We start from the raw sequence: 25,368 nt of genomic DNA on the forward strand, positions 1-25,368 counted from the left end.
AACTACCATACATTTACCAACATCAAACCCTTCCGCATGAAAATCATCAACATAATCAACAAAGAAAAGCCGGAATTCGACCGCAACCTCATCGCTTCCCTCCCCGCCAGCGGCCCGCGCTACACCTCCTACCCCACTGCCGACCGCTTCCACAAAGATTTCGGTGAAAACGAATACATCGAAACCCTCGCCCTGCGCAGCGCGGGCGCACTCAACAAACCCCTGTCCCTCTACATCCACATCCCCTTCTGCGACACCATCTGCTACTACTGCGGCTGCAACAAAATCATCACCAAAGACAAAACCCGCGCCGACGAGTACCTCGGCTATCTCGAACGCGAAATGGAACTGCTCGCCCCCCACCTCGGAGGCAAAAATCCCCTCGCCCAACTCCACTTCGGCGGCGGCACCCCCACCTTCCTTTCAGACGGCCAACTCGACCGCGTCTTCGCCATGATACGCCGCCACTTCAACCTCCTGCCCGACGGCGAATACTCCATCGAAATCGACCCGCGCAAAGTCAGCCGCGAAACCGTGCACCACCTCGGCCGCCTCGGCTTCAACCGCATGAGCGTCGGCATCCAGGATTTCGACCCCAAAGTGCAGCAGGCCGTCAACCGCATCCAAAGCGTCGAAGAGACCCGCACCGTTATCGAAGCCGCCCGCGAAGCCGACTTCAAATCCGTCAGCGTCGACCTCATCTACGGCCTGCCCCACCAAAGCCTCGCAAGCATCAAGCCCACCCTCGACACCGTCCTCTCCCTCGATCCCGACCGCCTCGCCCTCTACCACTACGCCCACCTCCCCCACATCTTCAAACCCCAGCGGCGCATCGACACCGACGCCGTCCCCTCCAGCGAAGAAAAACTCGACATCCTGCAATACGCCGTCGAGCGCCTATCCGACGCAGGCTACGTCTTCATCGGCATGGACCACTTCGCCAAACCCGACGACGAACTCTCCGTCGCCCTGCGCGAAGGCTTTCTGCAACGCAACTTCCAAGGCTATTCCACCTACGCCGACTGCGACCTCGTCGCCATCGGCGTTTCCGCCATCGGCAAAATCGGCTGCACCTACGAACAAAACGAGCGCAACATCACCGACTACTACGCCGCCCTCGACGCCAGACGCCTGCCCGTCATGCGCGGCTACCGCCTCACCCGCGACGACATCCTGCGGCGCAACATCATCCAAGACCTCATGTGCCGCTTCGCCCTCGACTTCCGCGTCTACCAAGACACCTTCGCCATCCCCTTCTCCCAATACTTCGCCGACGAACTGGCCGACCTCGAACAAATGGAACGCCTCGGCCTGGTCAAACTCAAAACCAACGGCCTCACCGTCACCCCCAAAGGCCGCTTCCTCATCCGCAACATCGCCATGGTCTTCGACTACCACCTGCGCCACCGCGAAACCACCGCCCAATACTCGCAAACCGTATAAAGCACAAAGGCCGTCTGAAAGAGGTTAAAACCTTTCAGACGGCCTCATACTTCGCGCACGCCAACCGTCCGACAAAAAGGCCGTCTGAAAACAGAAAAACACCCTTTTCAGACGGCCTCAAAGCCCAAAAAGGCCGTCTGAAAAGAGTGCCGCATAAAAAACTTTACTTTTCCCCCGCACAGGTTTAAAACGCGCGCTTTCCTTTCTTCACCAACACCCAAACGGAGACACATCATGAAAGTAGGTTTCGTCGGCTGGCGCGGCATGGTCGGTTCAGTATTGATGCAGCGCATGCGCGAAGAAAACGACTTCGCCCACATCCCCGACGCGTATTTCTTCACCACATCCAACGTAGGCGGCGCGGCACCCGATTTCGGCCAGGCCGCCAAAACGCTGCTCGATGCCAACAACATCGCCGAATTGGCGAAAATGGACATTATCGTTACCTGCCAGGGCGGCGATTACACCAAATCCGTATTCCAAAGCCTGCGCGATTCGGGCTGGAACGGCTACTGGATTGATGCGGCATCTTCGCTGCGTATGGCCGACGACGCGATTATCGTGCTCGACCCCGTCAACCGCAACGTCATCGATGCCGGCCTGCAAAACGGCGTGAAAAACTACATCGGCGGCAACTGCACAGTATCGCTGATGCTGATGGCGCTCGGCGGCCTGTTCCAAAACGACCTCGTCGAATGGGCAACCAGCATGACCTATCAGGCCGCCTCCGGCGCGGGTGCGAAAAATATGCGCGAACTCATCAGCGGCATGGGCGCGATTCACAGCCAAGTAACCGCCGAGCTGGCCGACCCGGCAAGCGCGATTCTCGACATCGACCGAAAAGTGTCCGATTTTTTACGCTCTGACTCCTATCCCAAAGCCAACTTCGGCGTACCGCTTGCCGGCAGCCTGATTCCGTGGATTGACGCGGATTTGGGCAACGGCCAGTCGAAAGAAGAATGGAAAGGCGGCGTGGAAACCAACAAAATCCTCGGCCGCAGCGCCGATCCCACCGTTATCGACGGCCTGTGCGTGCGCGTCGGCGCAATGCGCTGCCACAGCCAGGCCATCACGCTGAAGCTGAAAAAAGACCTGTCCGTAGCCGAAATCGAAAGCATTTTGGCCGGTGCGAACGACTGGGTGAAAGTCATCCCCAACGAAAAAGAAGCCAGCATTCACGAGCTGACCCCCGCCAAAGTAACCGGCACGCTGTCCGTACCCGTCGGCCGTATCCGCAAACTCGGCATGGGCGGCGAATACATCAGCGCGTTTACCGTAGGCGACCAGCTCCTCTGGGGTGCGGCCGAACCCCTGCGCCGCGTGCTGCGGATTATCTTAGGCTCGCTGTAAAACCGCCCGATTGGGCTTGACCGCTTAAAAGGCCGTCTGAAACGGAAAACCGGTTTTCAGACGGCCTTTATCTTTCTTTATGCAGCGTAGCAAAGGCTCAGCACAAAATTTGAATCATGCAGCCCGAAAACCCGAAAGGCCGTCTGAAACCGCCAACTCTCCCACTCTCTTTACTCCCTCCCCTGCGCCACAAGCGCGGGAGAGGGTCGGGGTGGGTGACAGTGCGCAGAGCTGCATTCGCTGCCGCTCCCGCAAAAGTTGCCGCAACGACATAAGCCCCGCCCCAGCCCTCCCCTACGGGCGGAAAAGGGAGTTCAGTCGTCCCACCGCTTTCAGACAGCCTTTTGCCTCCGATGAAGGGTTACAAGGCAAAACCGCCACTCTTCATTTACACAGAGGCCGTCTGAAAACAAAAAACAGCTTTCAGACGGCCTTTATCTTTCTTTATGCAACGTAGGGTCTGTTGACAATCAGCCTTGCGGCGGTATTTTTGGTAAAAATCCGCGCCTGCCGCGTCAAAAATGCTCGCAAGGTGTCCAACCTTGCTACGCTTTTTCCTTGCAAACACGAATTTTTCCTCAAAAAACCGCTTCGCAAGCTGAATGTCAACAGCCCCTAGCAAAGACTCAGCACAAGATGTACATCAGGCCGTCTGCAAAACCTTTTTCGGTTTTTCAGACGGCCTCTCGTTTACGCTTGGGATTTACAAACGGGTGACGCGGCGTACCTGCGGGATGGTGTGCAGGGCGTGGATGATGCTGTTGAGCTGTTTGAGATCCTGCGTTTTGATGCGGAATTTGAATTCGATAAAGCCTTCCGTGCCCGACTGGCTTTGCGAGGGCGTTTCCACGGCTTCGATGTCGGCGCCCTGCTCGGACATGGCCATCGCCATGGCCGCCAGCAGGCCGTGGCTGTCCTGCGAGGCGACAAGCAGGACGGTGTGGTAGGTGTGGCCACCGATGTTTTCCCAGTCGGCGTCAAGCTGCTGGTCGGGATCGCTTTTGAGCAGGTTGGGGCAGGTTTCGCGGTGGATAATCAGCCCTTGGTCTTTAATCAGGATGGCGCGGATGGCGTCGCCGGGTATCGGGTTGCAGCATTGGCCGAGGTGGACGCGGCCGGTTTCGTTGCCGCTGATTTTTATCGGGCTGAGGCGCACTTCGCCGCCGAGGTGCTGTCCCGCCAGCTCGGCAATGTGCATGGCAACGGAAACGGGCAGGGTGTGCCCCATGCCGACGCTGTACAGCACGTCTTCAAAGCTGGTTTGTTTTTCGGTGAGGTCGGCAAGATAGGCTTCTTTGAGTTCTTCCGACAGGAGGACGTCGCGCGGCAGAAGGCCGGCGAGGGCTTTTTGCAGCAGGTTTTCGCCCAGTTCGACGGCGTCGCGGCGGTTCATGTTTTTGATGTAGCTGCGGATGGCGCTGCGGGCGCGGCCGGAAACAGCGAAGTTGAGCCAGGCGGCGTTCGGCCGTGCTTGATCGGAGGTGACGATTTCGACGGTGTCGCCGGTTTTCAGGCGGGTACGCAGCGGCACCATGCTGTTGTTGACGCGGGCGGCGGCGGTGCGGTTGCCGATGTCGGTGTGCACGGCGTAGGCGAAGTCGATGGGGGTTGCGCCTTCGGGCAGTACGAGGATGCGGCCTTTAGGGGTGAAGATGTAGACTTCGCTGGGGAAAAGGTCGACTTTGACGTGTTCGAGGAATTCGACGGCGTTGGCCGAACGCGCCTGCAAGTCGAGAATGTTTTGCAGCCATTTGTTGGCGTTGAGCGTGGCCTGGTCGGGTCGGTCGTCGCCCGATTTGTACACCCAGTGGCTGGCAACGCCGCTTTCGGCAACGGCATTCATCTCGCGGGTGCGTATCTGCACTTCTATCGGCAGGCCGTGCGGGCCGGTGAGTGTGGTGTGCAGGCTTTGGTAGCCGTTGCTTTTGGGGATGGCGATGTAGTCTTTGAATTTGCCGGGCTTGGGCTGGTAGAGGCCGTGCAGCGCGCCGAGTGCGGCGTAGCAGGCGGGGATGCTGTTGGTGATGACGCGGAAGCCGTAGATGTCCATCACTTCGTCGAAGCGCAGGTGTTTGTTGCGCATTTTCTGATGGATGCTGTACAGGTTTTTTTCACGCCCTTTGATTTGCGCTTCGATGTTGGCGCCGACCAGCCGCTGGCTGAACGCCGCCAGCACTTTGCCGACGATGTCGCGCCGGTTGCGGCGGAAGTTGTTCATCGCTTTTTGCAGGGTGCGGTAGCGCGACGGGTAGATGTTTTGGAAGGAGAGATCCTGCAATTCGCGGTAAACGGGGTTGAGGCCGATGCGGTTGGCAATCGGGGCATAGATTTCCAGCGTTTCCTGCGAGATGCGGCGACGTTTGTCGGGGCGCATCGAGCCGAGCGTGCGCATATTGTGCAGGCGGTCGGACAGTTTGACGATGATGACGCGCATGTCTTTGGTCATCGCCAGAATCAGCTTGCGGAAGCTCTCGGCCTGATGTTCGGTTTGGTTGTCGTATTGCAGTTTTTCCAGCTTGGAGAGACCGTCTACCATATCGGCGATGGCGTCGCCGAACTCGGCAGCCATTTCCTCTTTGGTGACACCCGTGTCTTCCAAGACGTCGTGCATCAGCCCCGCGCTGAGCGTTTGGATGTCCATATGCCATTTGGCCAGCTCGGTGGCAACGGCAATCGGATGGGTGATGTAGGGCTCGCCGCTTTTGCGCGTTTGTCCGTCGTGGGCGGAAAAGGCGTAGGCGCAGGCTTTTTCCAGGCGCTCCAAATCTTCTTTGGGAAGGTAGGACGCGGCATCGAACAGCAGGCCGCGCGCTTGGGCGGTCAGCGGATCGTAGGGGGCGGCGGGCGCGGGGACGACGGACATTTTCAGACGGCCTGAAACGTTATTTGCTGCGGTTGAGGATATCGGCCGTGACCTGTCCGGCAGCGATTTCGCGCAATGCTGTGACGGTGGGCTTGTCGTTGCGCACGTCGTCCACCAGCGGCGCGGTGCCGTTTTCCAGCTGGCGGGCGCGGCGGGCGGCGGCAAGTGTCAGGTCGAAATGGTTGGTGATTTTGTCGGAACAGTCTTCTACGGTGATGCGTGCCATTTTCGGGTTTCCTTGTTTGTTTGAGAATTGGTTTGAGACGGATTCGGAGAAATTCAGAAATTTTCCGAGAGCAGGTGTTCGATAAAGTTCTGCTGCCGCTCCAGAGTCTGCCTGTGCGCACGGATAATCGCGCCCAGCTGGGCTTCGGCCTCGGCCAGATCGCGGTTGACGACGATGTAGTCGAACAGCAGCGACTGTTCGATTTCGCCGCGCGCCTGGCGCAGCCTTTTTTCCACCACTTCCGGCGCGTCGGTGCCGCGCCCGCGCAGGCGTTCGGCCAGCTCGGCGAAACTCGGCGGCAGGATAAAGATGCCGACGGCTTCGGGCAGGGCGCGGCGAACCTGCTCGGCGCCTTGTACGTCGATTTCCAAAATCACGTCGAAGCCTTCGTTTTGCAGGGCTTTGAGGCCGGCGAGGCTGGTGCCGTAATAATTGCCGAACACGTTGGCATGTTCGAGAAAGCCGCCCGCATCGGCCATTTCTTCAAATTCCGCCGTGCCGACGAAATAATAATGCTCGCCGTGCCGCTCGCCTTCACGCGGGGCGCGGGTGGTGTGCGATATGGAAACGCGCACGTCGGCATGGGCGGACAGCAGGCGCGACACCAGCGTTGTTTTGCCCGTGCCCGAAGCGGCGGAAATGATGAAAATATTGCCGGGATTTTTTGCGCTCATGATACGGAAATCGCGTGGAATAAGGCTTCGGATTATAGCGCAACCGCGACGGAATAGAAAATTTGTTACAATGCCGCTTTTGCTTTGACAACGAGGATTACGGCGGTGTTGATTCATCCCGAAGTGATGGGCGTGGAAGCCCTTTTTGAAAAAATGCGCACGATTCCCGACTGGCCGGAAAAGGGGATTCTGTTTCACGACATTACGCCGATTCTGCAAAGCCCGCAGTATTTCCGCCTGCTGGTGGATCTGCTGGTCTACCGCTACATGGATCAGAAAATCGACGCCGTGGCGGGTTTGGACGCGCGCGGCTTTATCATCGGCGCGGCGCTGGCCTACCAGTTGAACGTCGGCTTCGTCCCCATCCGCAAAAAAGGCAAGCTGCCTTTCAAAACCGTGTCGCAGAAATACGCGCTGGAATACGGCGAGGCAACGGTGGAAATCCACACCGACGCACTGCAGCCGGGCGCACGCATGCTGCTGGTGGACGACTTGGTGGCCACGGGCGGCACGATGCTGGCGGGCGCGGAGCTGATCCGCCGCCTCGGCGGCAATGTGGTGGAAGCCGCCGCCATTTTGGAATTTACCGATCTGCCGGGCGGACAACGCATCCGCGACGCGGGCGTGCCGCTGTTTACGCTCTACCAAAACGAAGGCTGTATGCCCGATATCGCCTGAGGCCGTCTGAAAAAAAGGCCGTCTGAAAATGCCGAAAGGCTTTCAGACGGCCTTTTCGTATGGCGGCAAACCGTACCCGCCGCTGTTTCAAACCGCTTTCGTATCCGAACCGGCCTGCGTCCGCGCATCGGATGAGGCCGTCTGAAAAGAGGCCGTCTGAAAACGCTGGAACGTTTCAGACGGCCTCTTTGAATGCTGCAAGCCGCAGCCGCCGTTTTTAAGACGGCCTCTGCATCATCCAGCTTTGGATTTTGCGCGCGTCGTTGACGCGGGTGGTGGTGGTGGGCGAATTGAGCAGCACGATGGTTACCGGCTCGCTGCCGATTCTGGCTTTCACCACCATCGAACGACCCGACTCGCGGATATAGCCCGTTTTCTGCAATTCTATATCCCACAAGCCTTCGCGCACGAGGGCGTTGGAATTTTTATAGTTTTGCTGGCGGCCGGCACTGGTGTACACCGAACCGTAGGTGGACGTGCTGTTACGGCGTATTTGCGGATATTTGGCCGCTGCGTTCGCCAGCTTGCTCAAATCGGCGGCGGTGGACACGTTGCGGTAGTCCAAGCCGGTCGGCTCGTAAAAACGGCTGCTGGCCATACCCAGGCTCTGCGCTTTGGCATTCATCGCGGCGACAAACGCACCCATGCCGCCCGGATAGGTGCGCCCCAGCGCGTGGGTGGCGCGGTTTTCGCTCGACATCAGACTCAGGTGCAAAAGCTGCGCCCGCGTCAGCTGCGTACCCACCGAAAGGCGGCTGCCCGTGCCTTTGAGGCGGTCGATTTCGTCTTCCGTGATGGTAATCACCTCGTCCATATTCAGGCGCGCGTCCAGCGTCACCATCGCCGACATCAGTTTGGAAATCGACGCGATGGGCATCACGCGGTTCATGTTTTTCTGATACAGCACTTCGCCTGTGCGGTTGTTCATAATCAAAGCCGACTGCGAAGCCAAAAGCGGGCCTGCGATGGCGGCCTGCGCTTCGAGCATATCGCCCGGATTGTTGGCAAGGAAAGTGCCCAACGGATCCTGCTCGGTGGGGAAATTCTGTTGCAGAAACTGGCCGAGCACGTCCAAATCGTCGGCGGCGGCGTTGAGGGGGAACAGGCTCAGGCCGAGCAGAACGGCGGCGGCCTTTTTGTAAAACCGGGTTGCGTACATCGTGTTATCCGTAAAATTGCAAAGATTCGTCCGGCGGCGCGACACAAAGACGGGGAGGCCGTCTGAAAATATTTTTTATTCCGCGCCATCGGCTTAGGGAGAAGCGCTGCCTGTTTGAGGTCGCGGCGCATTGTCTGTGAAAAGCAAACGCCTTGTAAAGCGGGCAGACGCAGTTTTGCACGAGTTTTCGTTTCCGCCGCCAGCGCCCCTGCCGCCGCACTGCCTTGTCAGGCCGTCTGAAAATTGAAAAAACCACGGCCAATCATTATAATCGCCCACTTTTTTCAGACTTTCAGACGGCCTGTCCGTTTGCGCTGCCGAGGTAAAACCATGACCACAGAAAACCGCCACTGCTCCTTTTGCGGCAAATCCGAGCAGGAAGTCAAACACCTGATTGAAGGCCAAGACGCCTATATCTGCAACGAATGCGTGGAAACCTGCGGCGTGATGCTCGAAGCCGACGACGGTGCCGGCAAGGCAGACGGCAGCGACGGTACCGCAGACAAACTGCCCACGCCCGCCGAAATCGTCGCCAACCTCGACGACCACGTTATCGGCCAGGAACAGGCGAAAAAAGCCCTCGCCGTCGCCGTCTACAACCACTACAAACGCCTGCGCCACCCGCAGGCGGGCGGCAAAGTCGAACTGTCCAAATCCAACATCCTCCTCATCGGCCCGACCGGATCGGGCAAAACCCTGCTGGCGCAGTCGCTGGCGCGCAAACTCGACGTGCCCTTCGTGATGGCCGACGCCACCACGCTCACCGAAGCGGGCTATGTCGGCGAAGACGTCGAGCAAATCATCACCAAGCTCTTGGGTAAATGCGATTTCAACGTGGAAAAAGCCCAGCGCGGCATTGTTTACATCGACGAAATCGACAAAATCTCGCGCAAAAGCGACAACCCCTCCATCACCCGCGACGTGTCGGGCGAAGGCGTGCAGCAGGCGCTGCTCAAACTCATCGAAGGCACGGTTGCCAGCGTGCCCCCGCAGGGCGGGCGCAAGCATCCCAACCAGGATTTCGTCCAAGTCGACACCACCAACATCCTCTTCATCTGCGGCGGCGCGTTTGCCGGTTTGGAAAAAGTCATCCGCCAGCGCACCGAAAAAGGCGGTATCGGCTTCGGTGCGTCGGTGCACAGCAAAGACGAAAACGCCGCCATCACCGAGCTGTTTGAAATCGTCGAGCCGGAAGACTTAATCAAATTCGGCCTGATTCCCGAACTGATCGGCCGCCTGCCCGTAATCGCCACCCTGGCCGAACTCGATGAAGACGCACTCATCAACATCCTCACCGAGCCGAAAAACGCGCTGGTGAAACAATATCAGGCGCTGCTGGCCATGGAAGGGGCGGAACTCGAATTTGAAGAAGCCGCCCTGCGCGCCATCGCCAAACTCGCCATGAGCCGCAAAACCGGCGCGCGCGGCCTGCGCTCCATCGTCGAACGCGCCCTGATGGAAACCATGTACCGCCTGCCCGACCTGCCGCAGGTGAAAAAAGTGCTCATCACCGCCGACGTTATCGACAAACAGCAACCGCCGCTGCTGTTCTTGGAAAACGGCGAAGAATATAAGGGATAAGCCGCCACACGCCAAAAGGCCGTCTGAAAGTCTCGCACAAGGCTTTCAGACGGCCTTTCCCTATTAACCGGGTGCAGGGACTGCTGGCAACCTTTGCGGCGCACGCGGTTTTTGATTTTTTTGCGGGCAACAGCCTGAATGGTTTTGTCGGAACATTGGGGACGCGTGCGTCGCTGTGCGACACAACCTACGCATCGGTGGAAAAAACGTCAGATCGTCTGAAAAAGGCCGTCTGAAAAAGGCCGTCTGAAAACCGCTTTCGCGGTTTTCAGACGGCCTTTCGCCTATCTGTCTCTCAGCCCCAGGCAGCGAGAAATTCGCGCCAGTGCGGCTGTTCGGACAGGCCGGACAGGTAGTTTTTCAGGCGGCGGATTTCCTGTTCGTATTCGTCGGCGTCGAGCGCGCCGTTCATCAGGCGGAAGCGCAGGTACATCAGATAGGTGTTGGCGGCGTCGGTTTCGCAGTAGTCGCGGATGTCTTTCAGACGGCCTGCGTGGAAGGCTTCCCATACTTTGCCGCCATCCATGCCGAGTTTGCCGGGGAAGCCGCAGAGTTTGGCCATGTCGTCCAGCGGCACGGCGGCGCGGGCTTGGTAGAGGGAGAGCAAATCCATCAGGTCGCAATGGCGGCTGTGGTAACGGCTGATGTAGTTGTTCCATTTGAAGTCGCGGCTGTCGCCGAAGTCGCCTTCGCCGGTGTCCCAGTAGCGGGCGGCGGTGATGCCGTGGATAAGGGCGCGGTAGTGCAGAACGGGCAGGTCGAAGCCGCCGCCGTTCCAGCTCACCAGCTGCGGGGTGTGGCTTTCCACCAGCTCGAAAAAGCGGGCGATAACGGTTTCTTCATCGTCGCCGATGTCGCCTATCGTGCCGACGTGGATTTTGTCCTGCCCCCATCGCATGCAGCAGGATATGGCGACGACGCGTTGCAGGTGCAGGGGCATGAAGTCGCTGCCGGTTTTGGCGCGGCGTTTCTGCTGCGCGAACTCCACCACTTCGGCGTCGGAAAGTTCGGCGGGCAGGTCGTAAAGGGTGCGGATGCCGCGCACGTCGGGCACGGTTTCGATGTCGAAGGCGAGGATGGGGGTCATGGGTTTTCTTCCTTGGCGGGTTGCGGGCGGATTTGCTTTTGCAGCCACTCTTCCCATTCGGGGTGGCGGCGGCACAGAGTTTCGTGCCAATAAAGGCAGCCGAACAGGATTTCGACCGTCTGCGGGCTTGGCGGCAGGGCAAACAGGGCGTGCACGAATGCTTCCGCTTTTTCAACAGCGGTATCGCCGTGCATGCCGACCCAATCGCCGAAGGTGCGGCAGGTTTCGAGGTGCAAACCGTCGGACGCGGCGAGGATTTCCGTCTGCCACGCCGTCCAATCCGCACCGCCCGAAAGCACTTCGTACAGCCAGCATTTGACGTTTTCCAAACCGCGCATCTGCGGCGAGTGCAGCAGCAGGCGCAAGACGGCTGCGTGTGCCGTCTGAAAATCTTCGCCGGCGAATCGGTCGGGCAGGAGATACAGGGCTCTGTTGCGGCGGTTTTCCGGCAGGGCGGACAAAATGACGAGGCATTCCTGCGGCGTGTGCCAGTCGGGCAGGCTGGGTTGGGTCATGGAGTAAAGCCGGTTTCTTCGGTTTGAAACGAGCGGATTTTGCGGCAAGCTGCGGTTTTTGTCATGCAAATTGGCAGGCGCAAACGGCATTTTTTCGGCATAATGGCGGCCGATTTTAATTTGAGGAAACAAAGCCGCCATGAACAAAAAAATCCTGCCCGTCCTGACCGCCGCGCTGATGCTGGCCGCCTGCGGACAAAACCAGGCGCAAGTCGCACACTATCCCGCCAAATCCGCCGCGCAACAGGGCGCCAAAGCCGATGCCGCTGTGGAACAAACCATCCGCACGGCTCTGGAAAAAGCCTATGCCGAGCAGCAGCTCAAAGTCCAAAGCGTCCGCCCCACGCCGATAGCGGGCATTTACGAAGCCGTGTTGAGCGGCAAAACCATAGTCTACATCGACGCCAAAGGCGAATTCATGATAGTCGGCGACATGATCGACATCAAAAACCGCAAAAGCCTCACCGACGAGCGCACCGCCGAGCTGAGCGCCATCGACTACAACAGCCTGCCCTTCGACATGGCCATCAAAGAAGTGCGCGGCAACGGCAAGCTGCAAGTGGCGGTGTTCTCCGATCCCGACTGCCCGTTCTGCAAAAAACTGGAACACGAGTTTGCCAAAATGACCGACATCACGATTTACAGCTTTATGATGCCTTTGGCGAGCCTGCATCCCGACGCGGCGCGCAAAGCCGAACAAATCTGGTGCCAAAGCGACCGCACCGCCGCCTGGATCAACTGGATGCGCAAAGGCGTCATGCCGCCGCAGGTTGCCGCTTGCGACAACCCCGTCGCCGAAACCACTTCGCTGGGCGAACAGTTCGGCTTCCACGGCACCCCCGCCATCGCCTTCCCCAACGGCAAAACCACGGCAGGCTACGTGCCCATGCCGCAACTGGAAAAACTCATCAAAGACAACCAGAAATAAGGCTGCAACACAGAGGCCGTCTGAAACCGCCCGGGTTTCAGACGGCCTTTTTTCAGACGGCCACCTTTGGGGGCAGCCGCCTGAAAACATTGTTGGGACGCAGAATGTGTGCCGCAGGTGCCCGCACGTTTCGGTGTTTCTGAAAGGGTTGAGGCCGTCTGAAACGGGGAGGCCGTCTGAAACGGGGAGGCCGTCTGAAACGGGGAGGCCGTCTGAAACGGGGAGGCCGTCTGAAACGGGGAGGCCGTCTGAAACGGGGAGGCCGTCTGAAACGGGGAGGCCGTCTGAAACGGGGAGGCCGTCTGAAACGGGGAGGCCGTCTGAAAAAACCTGCTTCGCAGGTTTTTTCAGACGGCCTCTTTTATGTGCCGCGTTCAGTAAACCAGCGGCAGGGAGACGGTTTGGTTGTCGCGGGCAGAGCGGTAGGCGGCGATGAGCAGCTCCAGCGATTTGAGGCCTTCGCGCCCGTCGGTAATCGGTTTGGCTTGGCCGCGCATCACATCGATGACGTTTTTGTAGTAGAGCGGGTGGCCGAAGCCGTAAACCGAGGTGGTTTCGTAGTTGGCAGCTTTGATTTGTCCGTCGTAGTCGCGGCTGTCGGCGAAATTCCATTCTTGGATTTCGTTGACGGCCATGCCGCCGATGCGTACCGTACCCGTTTCGCCCAAGATGGTAATCGAGCCTTCGAGGTTTTTCGGGTAGGTGCACATGGTTACGGCCATCGAGCCGAGTGCGCCGTTGCGCCAGCGGATGTTCATCACGCCGGTGTCTTCGGCTTCGATGTCGCGGTGGGTGGCAATCATGGCCTGCACGTCGACAACGGGGCCGATGAGCCATTCCATCAGGTCGACATAATGGCTGGCTTGGTTCATAAACGCGCCGCCGTCAAATTCCCATGTGCCGCGCCAGCCGCCCCCTTGGTCGTAATACGACTGCGGGCGCGTCCAGAATACGTTGAGGTGCACCATGCAGATTTTGCCGAAGCGTTTTTCTTCGACGGCGCGTTTCAACAGTTGCAGGGTGGCGTTGAGGCGGTTTTGTTTGACGACAAAGAGGCGTTTGCCCGCTTTGTCGGCGGCCTGCACCATGCGTTCGCCGTCGGCAAGGCGGGTGGCCATCGGTTTTTCGGTTACAACGTGGAAACCGGATTCGAGCGCGTCCACCGCCTGCTGCGGATGCAGGCCGGAGGGAGTGGTGAGTACGATGATGTCGGCGTCGGTTTCGGCGAGCATCTGCGCGTAGTCGGCATAGCCTTTCGCGCCGGTGCGCTCTACGGCCGTCTGAAGGGCGGCGGGGTCGGTGTCGCATACGGCCACGACTTCGCAGTCGTCTTTCAGGGCTTCAAACGAGCCGAAGTGGTTGTTGGAGATACGGCCGCAGCCCACAAGGGCGAATTTGATTTTACCGCCGGTGATGGTTTCGTAGCGTACGGGTTCAAACATTTCAGACGGCCTTTATGCTTTGACGATGTTGGCGTGGCGGCCTTGGTATTTGCCGCGTGTGTCGATGATGAGCTTGGCGTGCTGTTTGAGCAGGCCGTAGTCGAATTTGTCGTGGTCGGTGGTGAGCACGACGCAGTCGTAGGACGCGATGCTCTCGGCGGTCAGCGGTACGCTTTTGAGGTCGAACGAGTGTTCGCGCATCACGGGGAATTCGGGGACGTGCGGGTCGGAGTAGGAAATGTCCGCGCCCAAGTCGCGCAAGAGTTCCATCACTTCTACCGACGGGCTTTCGCGCATATCGTCCACGTTTTTCTTGTAGGCGATACCCAAGACCAGCACTTTGCTGCCTTTGATGGCGCGTTGGCGGTCGTTGAGCGCGAGTACGGTTTTGTTCACCACATATTCGGGCATGTGCGAGTTTACTTCGCCGGCCAGCTCGATGAAGCGGGTGTTCACGCCGTATTCGCGGGCTTTCCAAGTGAGGTAGAAGGGGTCGATGGGGATGCAGTGGCCGCCCAAGCCGGGGCCGGGATAGTAGGCGACGAAGCCGAAGGGTTTGGTGGCGGCGGCATTGATGACTTCGTGGATGTCGATGTCCATTTTGTCGGCCACGATTTTCATCTCGTTAACCAAACCGATGTTGACGGCGCGGTGGATGTTTTCCAGAAGTTTGGTGAGTTCGGCCGCTTTGGTGGAGCTGACGGGCACGACTTTGTCGATGGCCGGTTGGTAAAGCGCGAGGCCGACTTCCAAGCAGGCGGGGGTGTGGCCGCCGATGACTTTGGGGATGGTGCGGGTTTCAAAATCGGGGTTGCCCGGGTCTTCGCGTTCGGGCGAGTACACGAGGAACACGTTTTCGCCGACTTTCAGGCCTCCTTCTTCCACGCGCGGCAGCAGCTCTTCTTCGGTCGTGCCAGGGTAGGTGGTGGATTCGAGCGACAATACTTGTCCGGCGCGCAGATAGGGTTTGACCGCGTCGGTGGTGTCGATAACGAAGCTCATGTCCGGTTCGCGGTATTTGTTGAGCGGGGTGGGTACGCACAAAATCACGGCTTCGACTTCGCCGATGCGGGAGAAGTCGGTGGTGGCGGAGAAGAGGCCGTCTGAAACGGCGGCGGCGATTTTGGCGGCTGGGATGTGTTCGATATAACTTCGGCCGCTGTTGAGTTTGCCGACTTTGGCAGGGTCGATGTCGAAGCCGAGGACGCGGAAACCCGCTTCGGCGTAGCGCAGCGCCAGCGGCAGGCCGACGTAGCCCAGGCCGACGATGCCGATGATGGCGGTTTTGCCGCGGAATTTTTCGATGGTGCTGTGTTTCATGGATGGAAACCGTCTTTTCAGACGGCCTGTTTGTGTTGAGAACGGAAAGCGGCGGATTGTACTCCAAATACAATCCGCCGAGTTTGCAGGCCGTCTGAAAAAACGGCGGGGCGTCAGATATAAAAGTCCTGATGGTCTTCTTCAAAGAAGTTTTGGTTCATTTCGGCCGAAGGTTTGACTTTGCTTTTGTTCCCGACGGTTTTCGCGGGCACGCCGACCACGGTGGTGAACGGCGGCACGTCGGCCACCACGACGCTGCCCGCGCCGATTTTGGCGCATTCGTTAACGCGGATGTTGCCGAGCACGGAGGCGTTCGCGCCTATCATCACGCCGTCGCCGATTTTCGGATGGCGGTCGCCCCCCTCTTTGCCCGAGCCGCCGAGGGTAACGCCGTGCAGGATGGAAATGTCGTTGCCCAGCACGGCGGTTTCGCCAATCACGACGCCCGTGCCGTGGTCGATCATGATGCCGCGCCCGAATTTGGCGGCAGGATGGATATCGACGCCGAACACTTCGGATGCGCGGTTTTGCAGAAAATAGGCCAACGTTTTGCGGCCTTCGCGCCACAGGCAGTGGTTGATACGGTGTGCCTGAATGGCGTGGAAACCTTTGAAATAAAGCAGCGGCAGGCAGTATTGGTCGCAGGCGGGGTCGCGTTCGTAATACGCGACGATGTCCGCGCCGGCCGCTGCGGCAATTTCGGGATCGGTTTCCAAGGCATGGAGGTACAGCTCGTAAAGAATCCGCATATCCATGGTGGGGCTGGCGAGTTTGCTCGACAGATGGAAGGCCAGCACACGTTCCAAGCTGTCGTGCCGCAGCACGGTCATGTGCAGGAAACTGGCCAGCATGGGCTCTTCCGCCGCCGCCTGCGCGGCTTCTTCGCGTATGGTTTGCCAAAGGTTGAAGGTGATGTGTTCCATTTTCAGACGGCCTCTGTTGTACTTATGTGTTAGAAAAGTTCGGCGTTTGCCTTTGCGGTGTCCGCCAAAATAACTCTCGTCCAACTCAATTGAGCCGTCAAAAACCGTATCGGCTTCCAGTGAAAGATGATGGCTGATGACTTCGCGAATCTTGCGGTAAAACAGCACTGCCGAATTAGGGTGGATGCCCAATAAATCAGCTGCTGAACGGGCAGTAACTTCGAGTACAAAAAACTGAAGCAGTTTCTTTTGAATACTCTTTTTTAGTTTACAACGGGTTATCTTCATTTTTGCAGTCTAACATGACTGCTTATCTAGTACAGCCCCTTAATATTTTAGAACCGTCTCGATTCTCCACGCGAGACCCTTGCAAACCATCGCCTACTTTATGCTCGGCGCCGCCTTAGCCTACGCCAACGGCGCCGACCCGCTTGCCGGCGGCAGCGCTGCTGTTACTGCCGAACGCGCAGCCGGCTACCTGGCCAAGCAATACGACGACGGCCATACCGCGATTGACCCGACAACGGGGAAATTCAATCCCAACCTGTTACCCGAGCACATTAAGGAAGAGATCAAAGCGCAGACCGGGGCTATCGCTTCGGTGGTGGGTGCGGCCGGAGGCAGCCTGAACGGCACCAACGGCGCAAACACCAATGCCCTGTTCAACGCACAGGTAGGGGGTGTGTTGGGGCAGAATGCGGTGGAGAATAATTACTTAACTAGAGAGGAACTCAATGCCCAAGTAGATGCTGCCGCAGATTGCCGAAAAGGAAATAAGGTAGCCTGCGCGGAACAAAAAAGGTTGGAAAGGCTAAATAAAGAGCGCGATTTGCGACTACTAGCTGAATGCAATGCCAATATCCGTTCTCCTTTATGTACTCGGTTGAGAAAAGAAGCGGAAGTTGCTATGAGTGGATTAAGTGCCACTCCATTAAGCAGATTGTTTGATTTTAAAATGGCATTTAATCCCGAAAGAAGGCAGGTTCATAGCGACGAGTTCGGCAAAACCGATACTGTTGTATTGATGTCTTACGGCAAATCACCGGAAGAAATTGCCGCCAATGCAAAAATGATGAGGATTGGCAGTGAGCTGCTTACCGATATGACGGTTGTCGGAACGATTAAAGATTTCAAACAGGCCGACACGTTTAGAGATTATGCTGTTGCAACTATTTTTGCCATTCCGGGAGTGAAAGTAGCTAAAAAACTAGAAACCGTCCGCGATTTCAGAAAGGCCTACGAAGCTGCCAAAGAAGCGGGGGATTTGCGCACAGCCAAGGAGTTGTTTGAATTGGCCAAAGAGGCGAAAAGCTCACCTAAAGTATTAGAAAAATTTGAAAATTCAGTAAGAAATATTAATTATATCAACAGAGCTAAATTATCTCAAAAGCAATTACAGAAGAAATTTAAACATGCTGTTGAATTTGGTATTGATACTAAAAAATCAAATCCTTCGAATTGGAAAATTTTTGGAGATGCTATTATTAATCATATGAAGCATAAAGAAACTATTCAATATGGCCGTTATCGTCTGCCAGATTCTAAAGTTTTTTATAATCGTGACAGTAATATTGCTGTTGTATTTTCCAAAGATGATGAATTCGTTACAGTGATAAAATTAAATAAAGGACAGCCACAGTATAATAATTTTATTAAGAATGGATATTTTCAATGAAAAAAATGAGCCCATTGTTATGCTTAGCAACAGACTTTATTGATGACAAAATAGACGCTGATACTTTTGTTGATGCATATATGGAAATGTGGAGAAGTAACGCCAGTGATTTTGGAGGTGGGGAGCAATGGGATCGTGCTGACATTGCGGGAAGTTTATACATTATTGCAGACCGTTATTGTCCATTGGAATTTAGAGAGGACATAGAGCCTTGGGAATTAGATGAGCATGAACTTAAGCAGGCAGTTTCAATATTTTTAAACAGTAAAAATTCTGATGAGGCATATGAAACATGGGAAAATATTCGGAATGGGAAATGAATGGATGTGTTTTATTCGTGAAGGGGACTTTTCTTCATATATGACGAAACCGATCTCGACATTGATGTTTAAACATCCCGAGAAAATTCAGTTTGATTTGGTAAAGAGTTCCTAGCTTATCCAATTTATGAACCTTAACTTAAGATACATTATGATTAAAATTAAATATTATTATTATGATAAGGAAATCGATTATAGATGCTGTTCGTTCTTGGATGAGCATGATAATGAACTAATTTGTTTTAATAAAATATTTTCTTATCTTTCAGTTTCAATGACCAGCGATATTTACCTGCCTGATCGTATTGAGAAGCATTAGAGAATCATAGAAAAAGTTTCAAAAGATGCATCGGCTACCGAATTTAGCGGCGGGCAGCAATTCGAATTAGAATTTCATAACAATATGGTCAGTTTTTATCACAACGAATTTGACGAAGAAGACGGCTTCCCCGACCTAAGCTGTCCGCTGTCGGTTTTCAAAACCGTCCTGACCGCATGGGATGCCTTTTTACGCCTGCCTAAAACATCCATTCTGTCGTTGAAACCGAGATTCCCGAATGGCGTGAATAGTGAAGCCGTAAGGCAGCCTGAAACTTCCATCTCCCGTTTTCAGGCTGCCTTCCCCGCACACACTACGGATACCCCCTACCATGAACAAACACTGCCATAAAATCGTTTTCAACCGCACCCGCGGCATCCTGATGGCCGTAGCCGAGACTGCCATCGGGCAGGGCAAAAGTCCCGGCGAGCGCTCAGGCGGAGAAGCCGGTGGCGGTAACGGCAGCCTAAAAACCCGTTCAGGCTGCCGGCTGCATTTCTCCGTCCTCGCCTTCAGCCTGCTGGCCGGTTTCGGTTCCGCCTTCCGCCTGCCCGCCGCCTACATCCAAGCCGACAAATCCGCTTTGTAAATTTCCAATACCATCAAACCCCAAAGCAACCTGAAAGAAATACGTCCTTTGAAATACTAAGGGCATCGTTTCCCAACCTATAGTTTAGTGTAAACAATGCCGTTGGTTTCCACAGTTAAGGCCGTCTGAAAATCGTGTAGAATGGCGGCCTTTTGCATTTTCGGGGTTGGCGATGGCCGCGCGTTCCAAATCTTCCAAAGCATGGCTCAACGAGCATATAAACGACCACTACGTCCATCTCGCGCAAAAAGACGGCTACCGCGCCCGTGCTGCCTACAAACTTTTGGAAATCAACGAAAAAGACAAACTCATCAAGCCTGGAACGGTGTTAGCCGACTTGGGCAGCGCGCCGGGGAGCTGGTCGCAGGCTGCGGCGAAACTGGCGGGCGCGTCGGGCAAGGTGTTCGCGCTCGACATCCTGCCTATGGCAGCGGTCGAAGGCGTGTCCTTCATTCAGGGCGACTTCCGCGAAAACGACGTGCTCGCGCAATTTGAAGCCCTGCTCGGCGGCCGCGCGCTAGATCTTGTAATCTGCGATATGGCGCCCAATATGAGCGGCCACGCGGTTACCGACGCGGCAAAAAGCCTTTATCTGAACGAACTGGCCTTGGATTTCGCCCGAAACCATCTGAAAACGGGCGGAAATTTTTTGGTTAAGGTGTTTCAGGGTGCCGGTTATCAGGAATATCTGGCCGAAATGCGGCGCAGCTTCGCTTCGGTTCAGACGCGCAAGCCTGACGCTTCGCGCAACCGTTCCAGCGAAATCTACCTGTTGGGCAAGAACAAAACCTGACATTCCGCCGGAAGACGGCTCGGCCGCCTTTCTGTTTTTTACCACCGTATTTTCAATCTTTTATTTATTCTGGGAGCCCGTTTTTGTGAGGAGCATTGTAAAAAACCTGCTGATTTGGTCGGCCTTGATTATCGGACTGATGGCGGCCTTCAACGCCGTCAAAAGCCAGAGGGACGAGGCGCGGCAGATCGAATATTCCCAATTTGTCCGACAGGTCGACAAAGGCGAAATCGCCTCGGTAACCATCGAAGGCTCGGCACTGGCGGGCTACACGCTCAAAGGCGAGCGCACCGACAAAAGCAAATTCGTAACCAACGCGCCGATGGACTACAAACTGTCCGAACGCCTGCTGGCGAAAAACGTCCGCGTGCAGGTTACGCCCGAAGAACGCCAGAGCATGCTCGGCAGCCTGTTTTTCAGCCTGCTGCCCGTGCTGCTGCTGATCGGCGCGTGGTTTTATTTCATGCGCATGCAGACCGGCGGCGGCGGCAAAGGCGGTGCGTTCTCCTTCGGCAAAAGCCGCGCCCGCCTGTTAGACAGCAATGCCAACAAAGTTACTTTTGCCGATGTGGCGGGCTGCGACGAAGCCAAAGAAGAAGTGCAGGAAATCGTCGATTACCTGCGCGCGCCCAACCGCTATCAGAGTCTCGGCGGCCGTATGCCGCGCGGCATTTTGCTGGCGGGCAGCCCCGGCACGGGCAAAACCCTGCTGGCCAAAGCCATCGCCGGCGAAGCGGGCGTACCGTTTTTCAGCATTTCCGGTTCGGATTTCGTGGAAATGTTTGTCGGCGTGGGTGCAAGCCGAGTGCGCGACATGTTCGAGCAGGCCAAGAAAAACGCCCCCTGCATCATCTTTATCGACGAAATCGACGCCGTCGGCCGCCAGCGCGGCGCGGGCTTGGGCGGCGGCAACGACGAACGCGAGCAGACGCTCAACCAGCTTTTGGTGGAAATGGACGGCTTCGAGAGCAACCAAACCGTCATCGTTATCGCCGCCACCAACCGCCCCGACGTGCTCGACCCCGCGCTGCAACGCCCCGGCCGCTTCGACCGCCAAGTGGTCGTCCCCCTGCCCGACATACGCGGCCGCGAGCAGATTCTGAACGTGCACGCCAAAAAAGTGCCGCTCGACGAATCCGTCGATTTGGTCTCGCTGGCGCGCGGCACACCCGGCTTCTCCGGCGCGGATTTGGCCAACCTGGTGAACGAAGCCGCCCTGTTTGCCGGCCGGCGCAACAAAGTCAAAGTCGACCAGAGCGATTTTGAAGACGCCAAAGACAAAATCTACATGGGCCCCGAACGCCGCAGCATGGTGATGCACGAAGACGAAAAACGCGCCACCGCCTACCACGAATCCGGCCACGCCATCGTTGCCGAAAGCCTGGAAGGCACCGACCCCGTGCACAAAGTAACCATCATGCCGCGCGGCCGCGCGCTGGGCTTAACCTGGCAGCTTCCCGAGCGCGACCGCATCAGCATGTACAAAGACCAGATGCTCAACCAAATTTCCATTCTGTTTGGCGGACGTATTGCCGAAGATTTGTTTGTCGGCCGTATTTCCACCGGTGCGTCCAACGACTTTGAGCGCGCCACGCAAATCGCCCGCGAAATGGTGACGCGCTACGGCATGAGCGACAAAATGGGCGTGATGGTGTATGCCGAAAACGAAGGCGAAGTCTTCCTCGGCCGCAGCGTTACCCGTTCGCAGCACATTTCCGAGAAAACGCAGCAGGAAGTCGATGCCGAAATCCGCCGTATTTTGGACGAGCAATACGCCATCGCCTACAAAATCCTCGACGAAAACCGCGACAAAATGGAAACCATGACCCAAGCCTTGATGGAATGGGAAACCATCGACCGCGACCAAGTGCTTGAAATCATGGAAGGCAAGCAGCCCAGCCCGCCAAAGGATTACAGCCACAATCTTCGTCAAGAAGACGAAGAAGAAACAGGCAAAGCGGGCGATTCCGAAGTGCAAAACGGCGGACAAGACAGCGCCGAAGCCGACGCTCCGCCTGCCGCCCCAAGCACGCCGGACGCCTGATAAGCGATACCGTCTCCAAACAGCCCGTACCTGCGGGCTGTTTTTCTGTTTTTATGCGGCACGCAAACGGAAGAGGCCGTCTGAAAGCAGAACCGCCGCTCCGTCGCAGCCCCGCTTTCAGACGGCCTGCCTGTTCCGCAGACCGCCCAAACCCGCGCCTCAGCTTGCATTCCGCGTCCAAGCTGCTTACACTGCGCGCTTTATTTTTCCCGCGCCGCCGGCAAACGCCGCCTGCATTCGCCCCGTCGGCGCCGCGCCTGCCCTTTTCAGACGACCTGAACCATTCGGGCCGTCTGTTGCCTTTGCAAGGAATCGGACAACAATGGATTTAAGCTGGTTAGCCGAACCGCAAACCTGGATAGGTTTCGCCACCCTGCTGCTGCTCGAAGTGGTGCTCGGCATCGACAATCTCGTATTCGTCGCCATACTGGCGAACAAAGTCAAACCCAAGCTGCGCGACCGCGCCCGCATCACCGGCCTGTCGCTCGCCGTCCTCCTGCGCATCGTCATGCTCGCCTTTATGGCGCACATCATGACCCTCACCTCCCCCTTCATGCACCTGGGCGCCCACCCCGTTTCCGGCAAAGACCTCATCATGCTCGCCGGCGGCCTCTTCCTCCTCTACAAAGCCACCACCGAGCTGCACGAGCGCCTCGAAGGCGCCAACCACTTCACCGTCTCCGACAGCCACAAAAAACACTCGCCCTTCTGGGGCGTCGTCGCGCAAATCCTCATCCTCGACGCCGTTTTCTCCATCGACTCCGTCATCACCGCCGTTGCCATGGTCGAACACATCGTCATCGCCATGGCCGCCGTCGTCGTCGCCATGGCCGCCATGATGTGGGCGAGCAAAGCGCTTACCGAATTTGTCGACCGCCATCCCACCGTCGTCATGCTCTGCCTCGGTTTTCTGCTGATGATAGGCTTCAGCCTCATCGCCGAAGCCTTCCACTTCCAAATCCCCAAAGGCTACCTCTACGCCGCCATCGGCTTTTCCGTCCTCATCGAAATCTTCAACCAGATTTCGCAGAAAAACACCAAGAAAAACGACTACGCCGGCAGCTCCTGGCGCCAGCGCACCGCCGAAAACGTGTTGGGCATGATGGGCATCCGCGAAAGCATACTGGCGGGCGGCGAAGGCGGCAGCGAAGACAGCGAACACTTTGAAGAAAACGAAAAATCCATGATACGCAGCGTGCTCACCCTCGCTGAGCGCCCCATCCCCGGCGTGATGATTCCCCGCCGCGACATCGAGCGTCTCGACATCTCGCAAAGCAAGGAAGAGCAGCGCCAAACCCTGCAAACCACGCCCTACTCCCGCCTGCTCGTCGTCGGCAAAGCGGGCGTCGACGAACCTTTGGGTTACATCAACAAAAAAGACCTGCTCGCCCAACTGCTCGACACGGGCGAGCTCAACATTCAGACGGCCTTGCGCCAGCCGCTCGTCCTGCCCGACAGCACCACCGCCCTCAACGCCATCGAACTCTTCCGCAACAGCAGCGCCGACTACGCCCTAGTCGTCGACGAATTCGGCGCCGTGCTCGGCATGGTCACCATGAAAGACCTGCTCGAAACCATCGCCGGCGAATTTCCCGAAGAATTCGAACGCGAAGAAGACGCCGTTATCCAAGCTGACGGCCAAACCGACAGCTTCACCGTCGACGGCAGCCTTGAATACGTCGAACTCGCCCCCCAGCTCAATCTGCCGCCGCCCGAAGAAGACGCCCCCTTCCACACCGTCGCCGGCCTGATTATGGAAGAGCTGGAAAACCTGCCCGAAGTCGGCGAAAGCACCGACTACCACGGCTGGCGCTTCACCGTATTGGAAAAAGAAGGCCAACGCATCGAGCGCGTGCAAATCAGCCGCATCCCCGACGAAGAATAAAAACGCAAAGCCTGAGGCCGTCTGAAAATTTCAGACGGCCTCAGGCTTTGTATATAGAGGAACAACACAAGAAACTACGGTGTTGATTCGCCTAAGATTTTTGTGTTGGCTCACTATAAAACAAGCGCCGCTTCCATTCCCGTACAGCGGGAATGGCGCCGACCGGACAAATCCGGCATTTTGCAAAAACTTTACAAACAGAACACCTCCACATCCCGCACGACACAAGAAGGCCGTCTGAAAGCACAGCTTGGCCGCAACCCAAGCCGCCATACGCTTTCAGACGGCCTCAAAATCCCTTAGCCGTCAAACAGAATTTCCACCGCCCTCCTTTACAGAACACAAACGCAGAAACCGCGCTGCCCGGGCGGTTCGGCCGCCAGCAAAGGCTGCCCCGCCGCTTTGCGGACGATTTACAAAACCTCAGGCCGTCTGAATGTGCCAAGCACAAAAAGGCCGCCTGAAAAAGCCCGCCCGCAAACGCAGACAGTTTTTTCAGACGGCCTGATCCTATTGCCCGTCAGCCCGCTTCAAACGTATTGCACTGATTGATGTCGCCGCTCTCCAGCCCGCGTTTGAGCCAGTACATACGCTGATCGGACGTGCCGTGGGTAAAGCTGTCGGGCACGGCGTAGCCTCTACTGCGCTTTTGCAGGGTGTCGTCGCCGACCGCGGCGGCGGCATTCACCGCCTCTTCGATGTCGCCCGCTTCAAGTAGGTTTTGCCGCTGCGCGTATTTCGCCCACACGCCGGCGAAGCAGTCGGCCTGCAATTCGAGTTTCACCGACAAGCGGTTGGCTTCTGCCTTGCCCGCCTGCTGCTGCATCTGGTGCACCTGCGGCAGGATGCCGAGCAGGTTTTGCACGTGGTGGCCGACTTCGTGGGCGATCACATAGCCGAAGGCCGTGTCGCCCGCCGCGCCGAGTTTGCTGCGCATTTCTTCGTAAAACGACAAATCGAGATAGACTTTTTTGTCGGCCGGGCAATAGAAAGGCCCCATCGCCGCCTGTCCCGTGCCGCAGGCCGTGCGCGTGCCGCCGGTGTAGAACACAAGGGTGGTCGGGCTGTATTTGGCGTTTTGCCGCGCGAAATATTCGCTCCAGGTTTTTTCCGTATCGGCCAACACCACGGCCGACAATTCGGCCAGTTGCGCTTCTTCCTGGCTGCTGACGCGCGTCTGCTGCGTGCTGCCGATGCCCAGTTGCGGCGAGCCGCCGACGATGCCCGACAAATCGACGCCGTAATACGCGCCGACGAGGACGACAATCAGGCCGACGATGCCCATGCCGCCTCCTCCTCCGCCGCCGCTTTGCCCGCGACGGTCTTCGATATTGCTGCTTTGTTCTCTGCCTTGCCAACGCATGATGTGGTTTCCTTTATTTGAGATGTGGAGAGTGTTTTTAAACTTCGTTGAAACTTTGCTTTCAGACGGCCTCTGCGTTTTTACGCCTGAAAATATGCGGATACCGTCATTCCCGCGCAGGCGGGAATCTTGTTTCGGATAAGGCCTAAAACCGTTTTTCAAAAATTGTCGGATATCGACCAAGATTCCCG

At 57.0% G+C, this 25,368-nt stretch carries 23 protein-coding genes and 2 pseudogenes; 14 read left to right on the plus strand and 11 right to left on the minus strand.

What is annotated here, in order from left to right:
* Positions 1–36 precede the first annotated feature (36 nt).
* Both hemN and asd read left to right on the plus strand, forming a co-directional pair.
* Positions 37–1,443 (plus strand): oxygen-independent coproporphyrinogen III oxidase, encoded by a 1,407-nt coding sequence (gene hemN, locus CGZ77_RS00905; RefSeq protein ID WP_094030838.1) that lies wholly within the window; start codon positions 37–39, stop codon positions 1,441–1,443.
* A gap of 234 nt (positions 1,444–1,677) precedes the next feature.
* On the plus strand, positions 1,678–2,793 hold the full coding sequence (gene asd, locus CGZ77_RS00910; protein WP_009426131.1) for an aspartate-semialdehyde dehydrogenase: 1,116 nt from the start codon (positions 1,678–1,680) through the stop codon (positions 2,791–2,793).
* Between the two features lie 703 nt (positions 2,794–3,496).
* On the opposite strand, the gene CGZ77_RS00915 is transcribed toward asd, so the two are convergent.
* Genes CGZ77_RS00915 through gmk form a run of 3 tightly spaced genes read right to left on the minus strand, consistent with a single transcriptional unit; the run spans position 3,497 to position 6,556 of the window.
* Positions 3,497–5,656, minus strand: coding sequence for a bifunctional (p)ppGpp synthetase/guanosine-3',5'-bis(diphosphate) 3'-pyrophosphohydrolase (locus tag CGZ77_RS00915; RefSeq protein WP_094030839.1), 2,160 nt, complete (start codon positions 5,654–5,656; stop codon positions 3,497–3,499).
* 19 nt (positions 5,657–5,675) lie between these two features.
* Entirely contained in the window at positions 5,676–5,882 is a 207-nt protein-coding gene (gene rpoZ, locus CGZ77_RS00920; RefSeq protein ID WP_009426127.1) for a DNA-directed RNA polymerase subunit omega, read from the minus strand.
* Positions 5,883–5,935: 53 nt separating this feature from the next.
* Complete coding sequence (gmk, locus tag CGZ77_RS00925; protein ID WP_009426126.1) at positions 5,936–6,556, minus strand: guanylate kinase; 621 nt, start codon at positions 6,554–6,556, stop codon at positions 5,936–5,938.
* A gap of 126 nt (positions 6,557–6,682) precedes the next feature.
* On the opposite strand from gmk, the gene CGZ77_RS00930 reads away from it, so the two are divergent.
* The gene (locus CGZ77_RS00930; RefSeq protein WP_009426125.1) at positions 6,683–7,234 is read left to right on the plus strand and encodes an adenine phosphoribosyltransferase; all 552 of its coding nucleotides are present in this window, start codon (positions 6,683–6,685) and stop codon (positions 7,232–7,234) included.
* Between the two features lie 217 nt (positions 7,235–7,451).
* On the opposite strand, the gene CGZ77_RS00935 is transcribed toward CGZ77_RS00930, so the two are convergent.
* Entirely contained in the window at positions 7,452–8,393 is a 942-nt protein-coding gene (locus tag CGZ77_RS00935; RefSeq protein WP_009426123.1) for a serine hydrolase, read from the minus strand.
* Positions 8,394–8,723: 330 nt separating this feature from the next.
* On the opposite strand from CGZ77_RS00935, the gene clpX reads away from it, so the two are divergent.
* On the plus strand, positions 8,724–9,974 hold the full coding sequence (gene clpX / locus CGZ77_RS00940) for an ATP-dependent Clp protease ATP-binding subunit ClpX (protein WP_009426121.1): 1,251 nt from the start codon (positions 8,724–8,726) through the stop codon (positions 9,972–9,974).
* 295 nt (positions 9,975–10,269) lie between these two features.
* Here the strand turns inward: clpX and CGZ77_RS00945 are convergent, their stop codons facing one another.
* Together CGZ77_RS00945 and CGZ77_RS00950 are read right to left on the minus strand one after the other, a co-directional pair.
* Positions 10,270–11,061, minus strand: coding sequence for a 3'-5' exonuclease (locus CGZ77_RS00945; protein ID WP_009425884.1), 792 nt, complete (start codon positions 11,059–11,061; stop codon positions 10,270–10,272).
* Positions 11,058–11,576, minus strand: coding sequence for a hypothetical protein (locus CGZ77_RS00950; protein ID WP_036495918.1), 519 nt, complete (start codon positions 11,574–11,576; stop codon positions 11,058–11,060). Before CGZ77_RS00950 ends, CGZ77_RS00945 begins: the two co-directional genes overlap by 4 nt.
* A gap of 139 nt (positions 11,577–11,715) precedes the next feature.
* Here CGZ77_RS00950 and CGZ77_RS00955 point away from each other — a divergent pair, with 139 nt between their 5' ends.
* Together CGZ77_RS00955 and CGZ77_RS11875 are read left to right on the plus strand one after the other, a co-directional pair.
* Positions 11,716–12,504, plus strand: a complete 789-nt coding sequence (locus CGZ77_RS00955; protein ID WP_009425882.1) for a DsbC family protein — start codon at positions 11,716–11,718, stop codon at positions 12,502–12,504.
* 133 nt (positions 12,505–12,637) lie between these two features.
* Positions 12,638–12,940, plus strand: coding sequence for a hypothetical protein (locus CGZ77_RS11875; protein ID WP_157697475.1), 303 nt, complete (start codon positions 12,638–12,640; stop codon positions 12,938–12,940).
* On the opposite strand, the gene CGZ77_RS00960 is transcribed toward CGZ77_RS11875, so the two are convergent.
* The 4 genes and pseudogenes from CGZ77_RS00960 to CGZ77_RS11880 all read right to left on the minus strand — a co-directional run.
* Positions 12,879–13,946: a Gfo/Idh/MocA family protein gene (locus CGZ77_RS00960; protein WP_009425185.1), complete on the minus strand. Its 1,068-nt coding sequence runs from the start codon at positions 13,944–13,946 to the stop codon at positions 12,879–12,881. The two genes, CGZ77_RS11875 and CGZ77_RS00960, sit on opposite strands and share 62 nt — an antisense overlap.
* Positions 13,947–13,958: 12 nt before the next feature.
* Positions 13,959–15,266, minus strand: coding sequence for a nucleotide sugar dehydrogenase (locus tag CGZ77_RS00965; RefSeq protein WP_009425184.1), 1,308 nt, complete (start codon positions 15,264–15,266; stop codon positions 13,959–13,961).
* 113 nt (positions 15,267–15,379) lie between these two features.
* Positions 15,380–16,189 carry a serine O-acetyltransferase gene (gene cysE, locus CGZ77_RS00970; protein ID WP_009425183.1) on the minus strand — a complete coding sequence of 270 codons (810 nt, stop codon included), beginning with the start codon at positions 16,187–16,189 and terminating at the stop codon, positions 15,380–15,382.
* A 42-nt stretch (positions 16,190–16,231) separates the two neighbouring features.
* Positions 16,232–16,477 (minus strand): annotated as a pseudogene (locus CGZ77_RS11880) (IS1595 family transposase); the annotation flags it as partial.
* A 79-nt stretch (positions 16,478–16,556) separates the two neighbouring features.
* Between CGZ77_RS11880 and CGZ77_RS00975 the strand changes: the two are divergent.
* The 8 genes and pseudogenes from CGZ77_RS00975 to CGZ77_RS11885 all read left to right on the plus strand — a co-directional run bounded on the left by CGZ77_RS00975 (position 16,557) and on the right by CGZ77_RS11885 (position 24,117).
* Positions 16,557–17,864 carry a colicin D domain-containing protein gene (locus tag CGZ77_RS00975; protein ID WP_094030840.1) on the plus strand — a complete coding sequence of 436 codons (1,308 nt, stop codon included), beginning with the start codon at positions 16,557–16,559 and terminating at the stop codon, positions 17,862–17,864.
* Positions 17,865–17,869: 5 nt separating this feature from the next.
* The gene (locus CGZ77_RS00980) at positions 17,870–18,184 is read left to right on the plus strand and encodes a colicin immunity domain-containing protein (protein ID WP_232504841.1); all 315 of its coding nucleotides are present in this window, start codon (positions 17,870–17,872) and stop codon (positions 18,182–18,184) included.
* Between the two features lie 151 nt (positions 18,185–18,335).
* Positions 18,336–18,754: pseudogene (locus tag CGZ77_RS12715) on the plus strand (hypothetical protein).
* 80 nt (positions 18,755–18,834) lie between these two features.
* On the plus strand, positions 18,835–19,092 hold the full coding sequence (locus CGZ77_RS00990) for an ESPR domain-containing protein (RefSeq protein WP_009426029.1): 258 nt from the start codon (positions 18,835–18,837) through the stop codon (positions 19,090–19,092).
* Positions 19,093–19,264: 172 nt separating this feature from the next.
* Positions 19,265–19,885: an RlmE family RNA methyltransferase gene (locus CGZ77_RS00995; RefSeq protein WP_009426027.1), complete on the plus strand. Its 621-nt coding sequence runs from the start codon at positions 19,265–19,267 to the stop codon at positions 19,883–19,885.
* A gap of 139 nt (positions 19,886–20,024) precedes the next feature.
* The gene (gene ftsH, locus CGZ77_RS01000; protein WP_369799222.1) at positions 20,025–21,929 is read left to right on the plus strand and encodes an ATP-dependent zinc metalloprotease FtsH; all 1,905 of its coding nucleotides are present in this window, start codon (positions 20,025–20,027) and stop codon (positions 21,927–21,929) included.
* Between the two features lie 322 nt (positions 21,930–22,251).
* The gene (locus CGZ77_RS01005) at positions 22,252–23,814 is read left to right on the plus strand and encodes a TerC family protein (protein ID WP_009426025.1); all 1,563 of its coding nucleotides are present in this window, start codon (positions 22,252–22,254) and stop codon (positions 23,812–23,814) included.
* A gap of 105 nt (positions 23,815–23,919) precedes the next feature.
* On the plus strand, positions 23,920–24,117 hold the full coding sequence (locus CGZ77_RS11885) for a hypothetical protein (RefSeq protein WP_157058123.1): 198 nt from the start codon (positions 23,920–23,922) through the stop codon (positions 24,115–24,117).
* Between the two features lie 217 nt (positions 24,118–24,334).
* Here CGZ77_RS11885 and CGZ77_RS01010 read toward each other — a convergent pair whose 3' ends face one another.
* Entirely contained in the window at positions 24,335–25,177 is an 843-nt protein-coding gene (locus tag CGZ77_RS01010) for a neutral zinc metallopeptidase (protein ID WP_036496006.1), read from the minus strand.
* Positions 25,178–25,368: the final 191 nt, after the last annotated feature.

It is taken from the genome of Neisseria sp. KEM232 (genome assembly GCF_002237445.1).
GTDB lineage: Bacteria > Pseudomonadota > Gammaproteobacteria > Burkholderiales > Neisseriaceae > Neisseria.

Coding starts and splice junctions, on each gene's coding strand:
- hemN (WP_094030838.1), top strand. CDS start 37: ATGAAAATCATCAACATAATCAACAAAGAAAAGCCGGAATTCGACCGC.
- asd (WP_009426131.1), top strand. CDS start 1,678: ATGAAAGTAGGTTTCGTCGGCTGGCGCGGCATGGTCGGTTCAGTATTG.
- CGZ77_RS00915 (WP_094030839.1), bottom strand. CDS start 5,656: ATGTCCGTCGTCCCCGCGCCCGCCGCCCCCTACGATCCGCTGACCGCC.
- rpoZ (WP_009426127.1), bottom strand. CDS start 5,882: ATGGCACGCATCACCGTAGAAGACTGTTCCGACAAAATCACCAACCAT.
- gmk (WP_009426126.1), bottom strand. CDS start 6,556: ATGAGCGCAAAAAATCCCGGCAATATTTTCATCATTTCCGCCGCTTCG.
- CGZ77_RS00930 (WP_009426125.1), top strand. CDS start 6,683: ATGGGCGTGGAAGCCCTTTTTGAAAAAATGCGCACGATTCCCGACTGG.
- CGZ77_RS00935 (WP_009426123.1), bottom strand. CDS start 8,393: ATGTACGCAACCCGGTTTTACAAAAAGGCCGCCGCCGTTCTGCTCGGC.
- clpX (WP_009426121.1), top strand. CDS start 8,724: ATGACCACAGAAAACCGCCACTGCTCCTTTTGCGGCAAATCCGAGCAG.
- CGZ77_RS00945 (WP_009425884.1), bottom strand. CDS start 11,061: ATGACCCCCATCCTCGCCTTCGACATCGAAACCGTGCCCGACGTGCGC.
- CGZ77_RS00950 (WP_036495918.1), bottom strand. CDS start 11,576: ATGACCCAACCCAGCCTGCCCGACTGGCACACGCCGCAGGAATGCCTC.
- CGZ77_RS00955 (WP_009425882.1), top strand. CDS start 11,716: ATGAACAAAAAAATCCTGCCCGTCCTGACCGCCGCGCTGATGCTGGCC.
- CGZ77_RS00960 (WP_009425185.1), bottom strand. CDS start 13,946: ATGTTTGAACCCGTACGCTACGAAACCATCACCGGCGGTAAAATCAAA.
- CGZ77_RS00965 (WP_009425184.1), bottom strand. CDS start 15,266: ATGAAACACAGCACCATCGAAAAATTCCGCGGCAAAACCGCCATCATC.
- cysE (WP_009425183.1), bottom strand. CDS start 16,189: ATGGAACACATCACCTTCAACCTTTGGCAAACCATACGCGAAGAAGCC.
- CGZ77_RS00980 (WP_232504841.1), top strand. CDS start 17,870: ATGAGCCCATTGTTATGCTTAGCAACAGACTTTATTGATGACAAAATA.
- CGZ77_RS00990 (WP_009426029.1), top strand. CDS start 18,835: ATGAACAAACACTGCCATAAAATCGTTTTCAACCGCACCCGCGGCATC.
- CGZ77_RS00995 (WP_009426027.1), top strand. CDS start 19,265: ATGGCCGCGCGTTCCAAATCTTCCAAAGCATGGCTCAACGAGCATATA.
- ftsH (WP_369799222.1), top strand. CDS start 20,025: ATGGCGGCCTTCAACGCCGTCAAAAGCCAGAGGGACGAGGCGCGGCAG.
- CGZ77_RS01005 (WP_009426025.1), top strand. CDS start 22,252: ATGGATTTAAGCTGGTTAGCCGAACCGCAAACCTGGATAGGTTTCGCC.
- CGZ77_RS01010 (WP_036496006.1), bottom strand. CDS start 25,177: ATGCGTTGGCAAGGCAGAGAACAAAGCAGCAATATCGAAGACCGTCGC.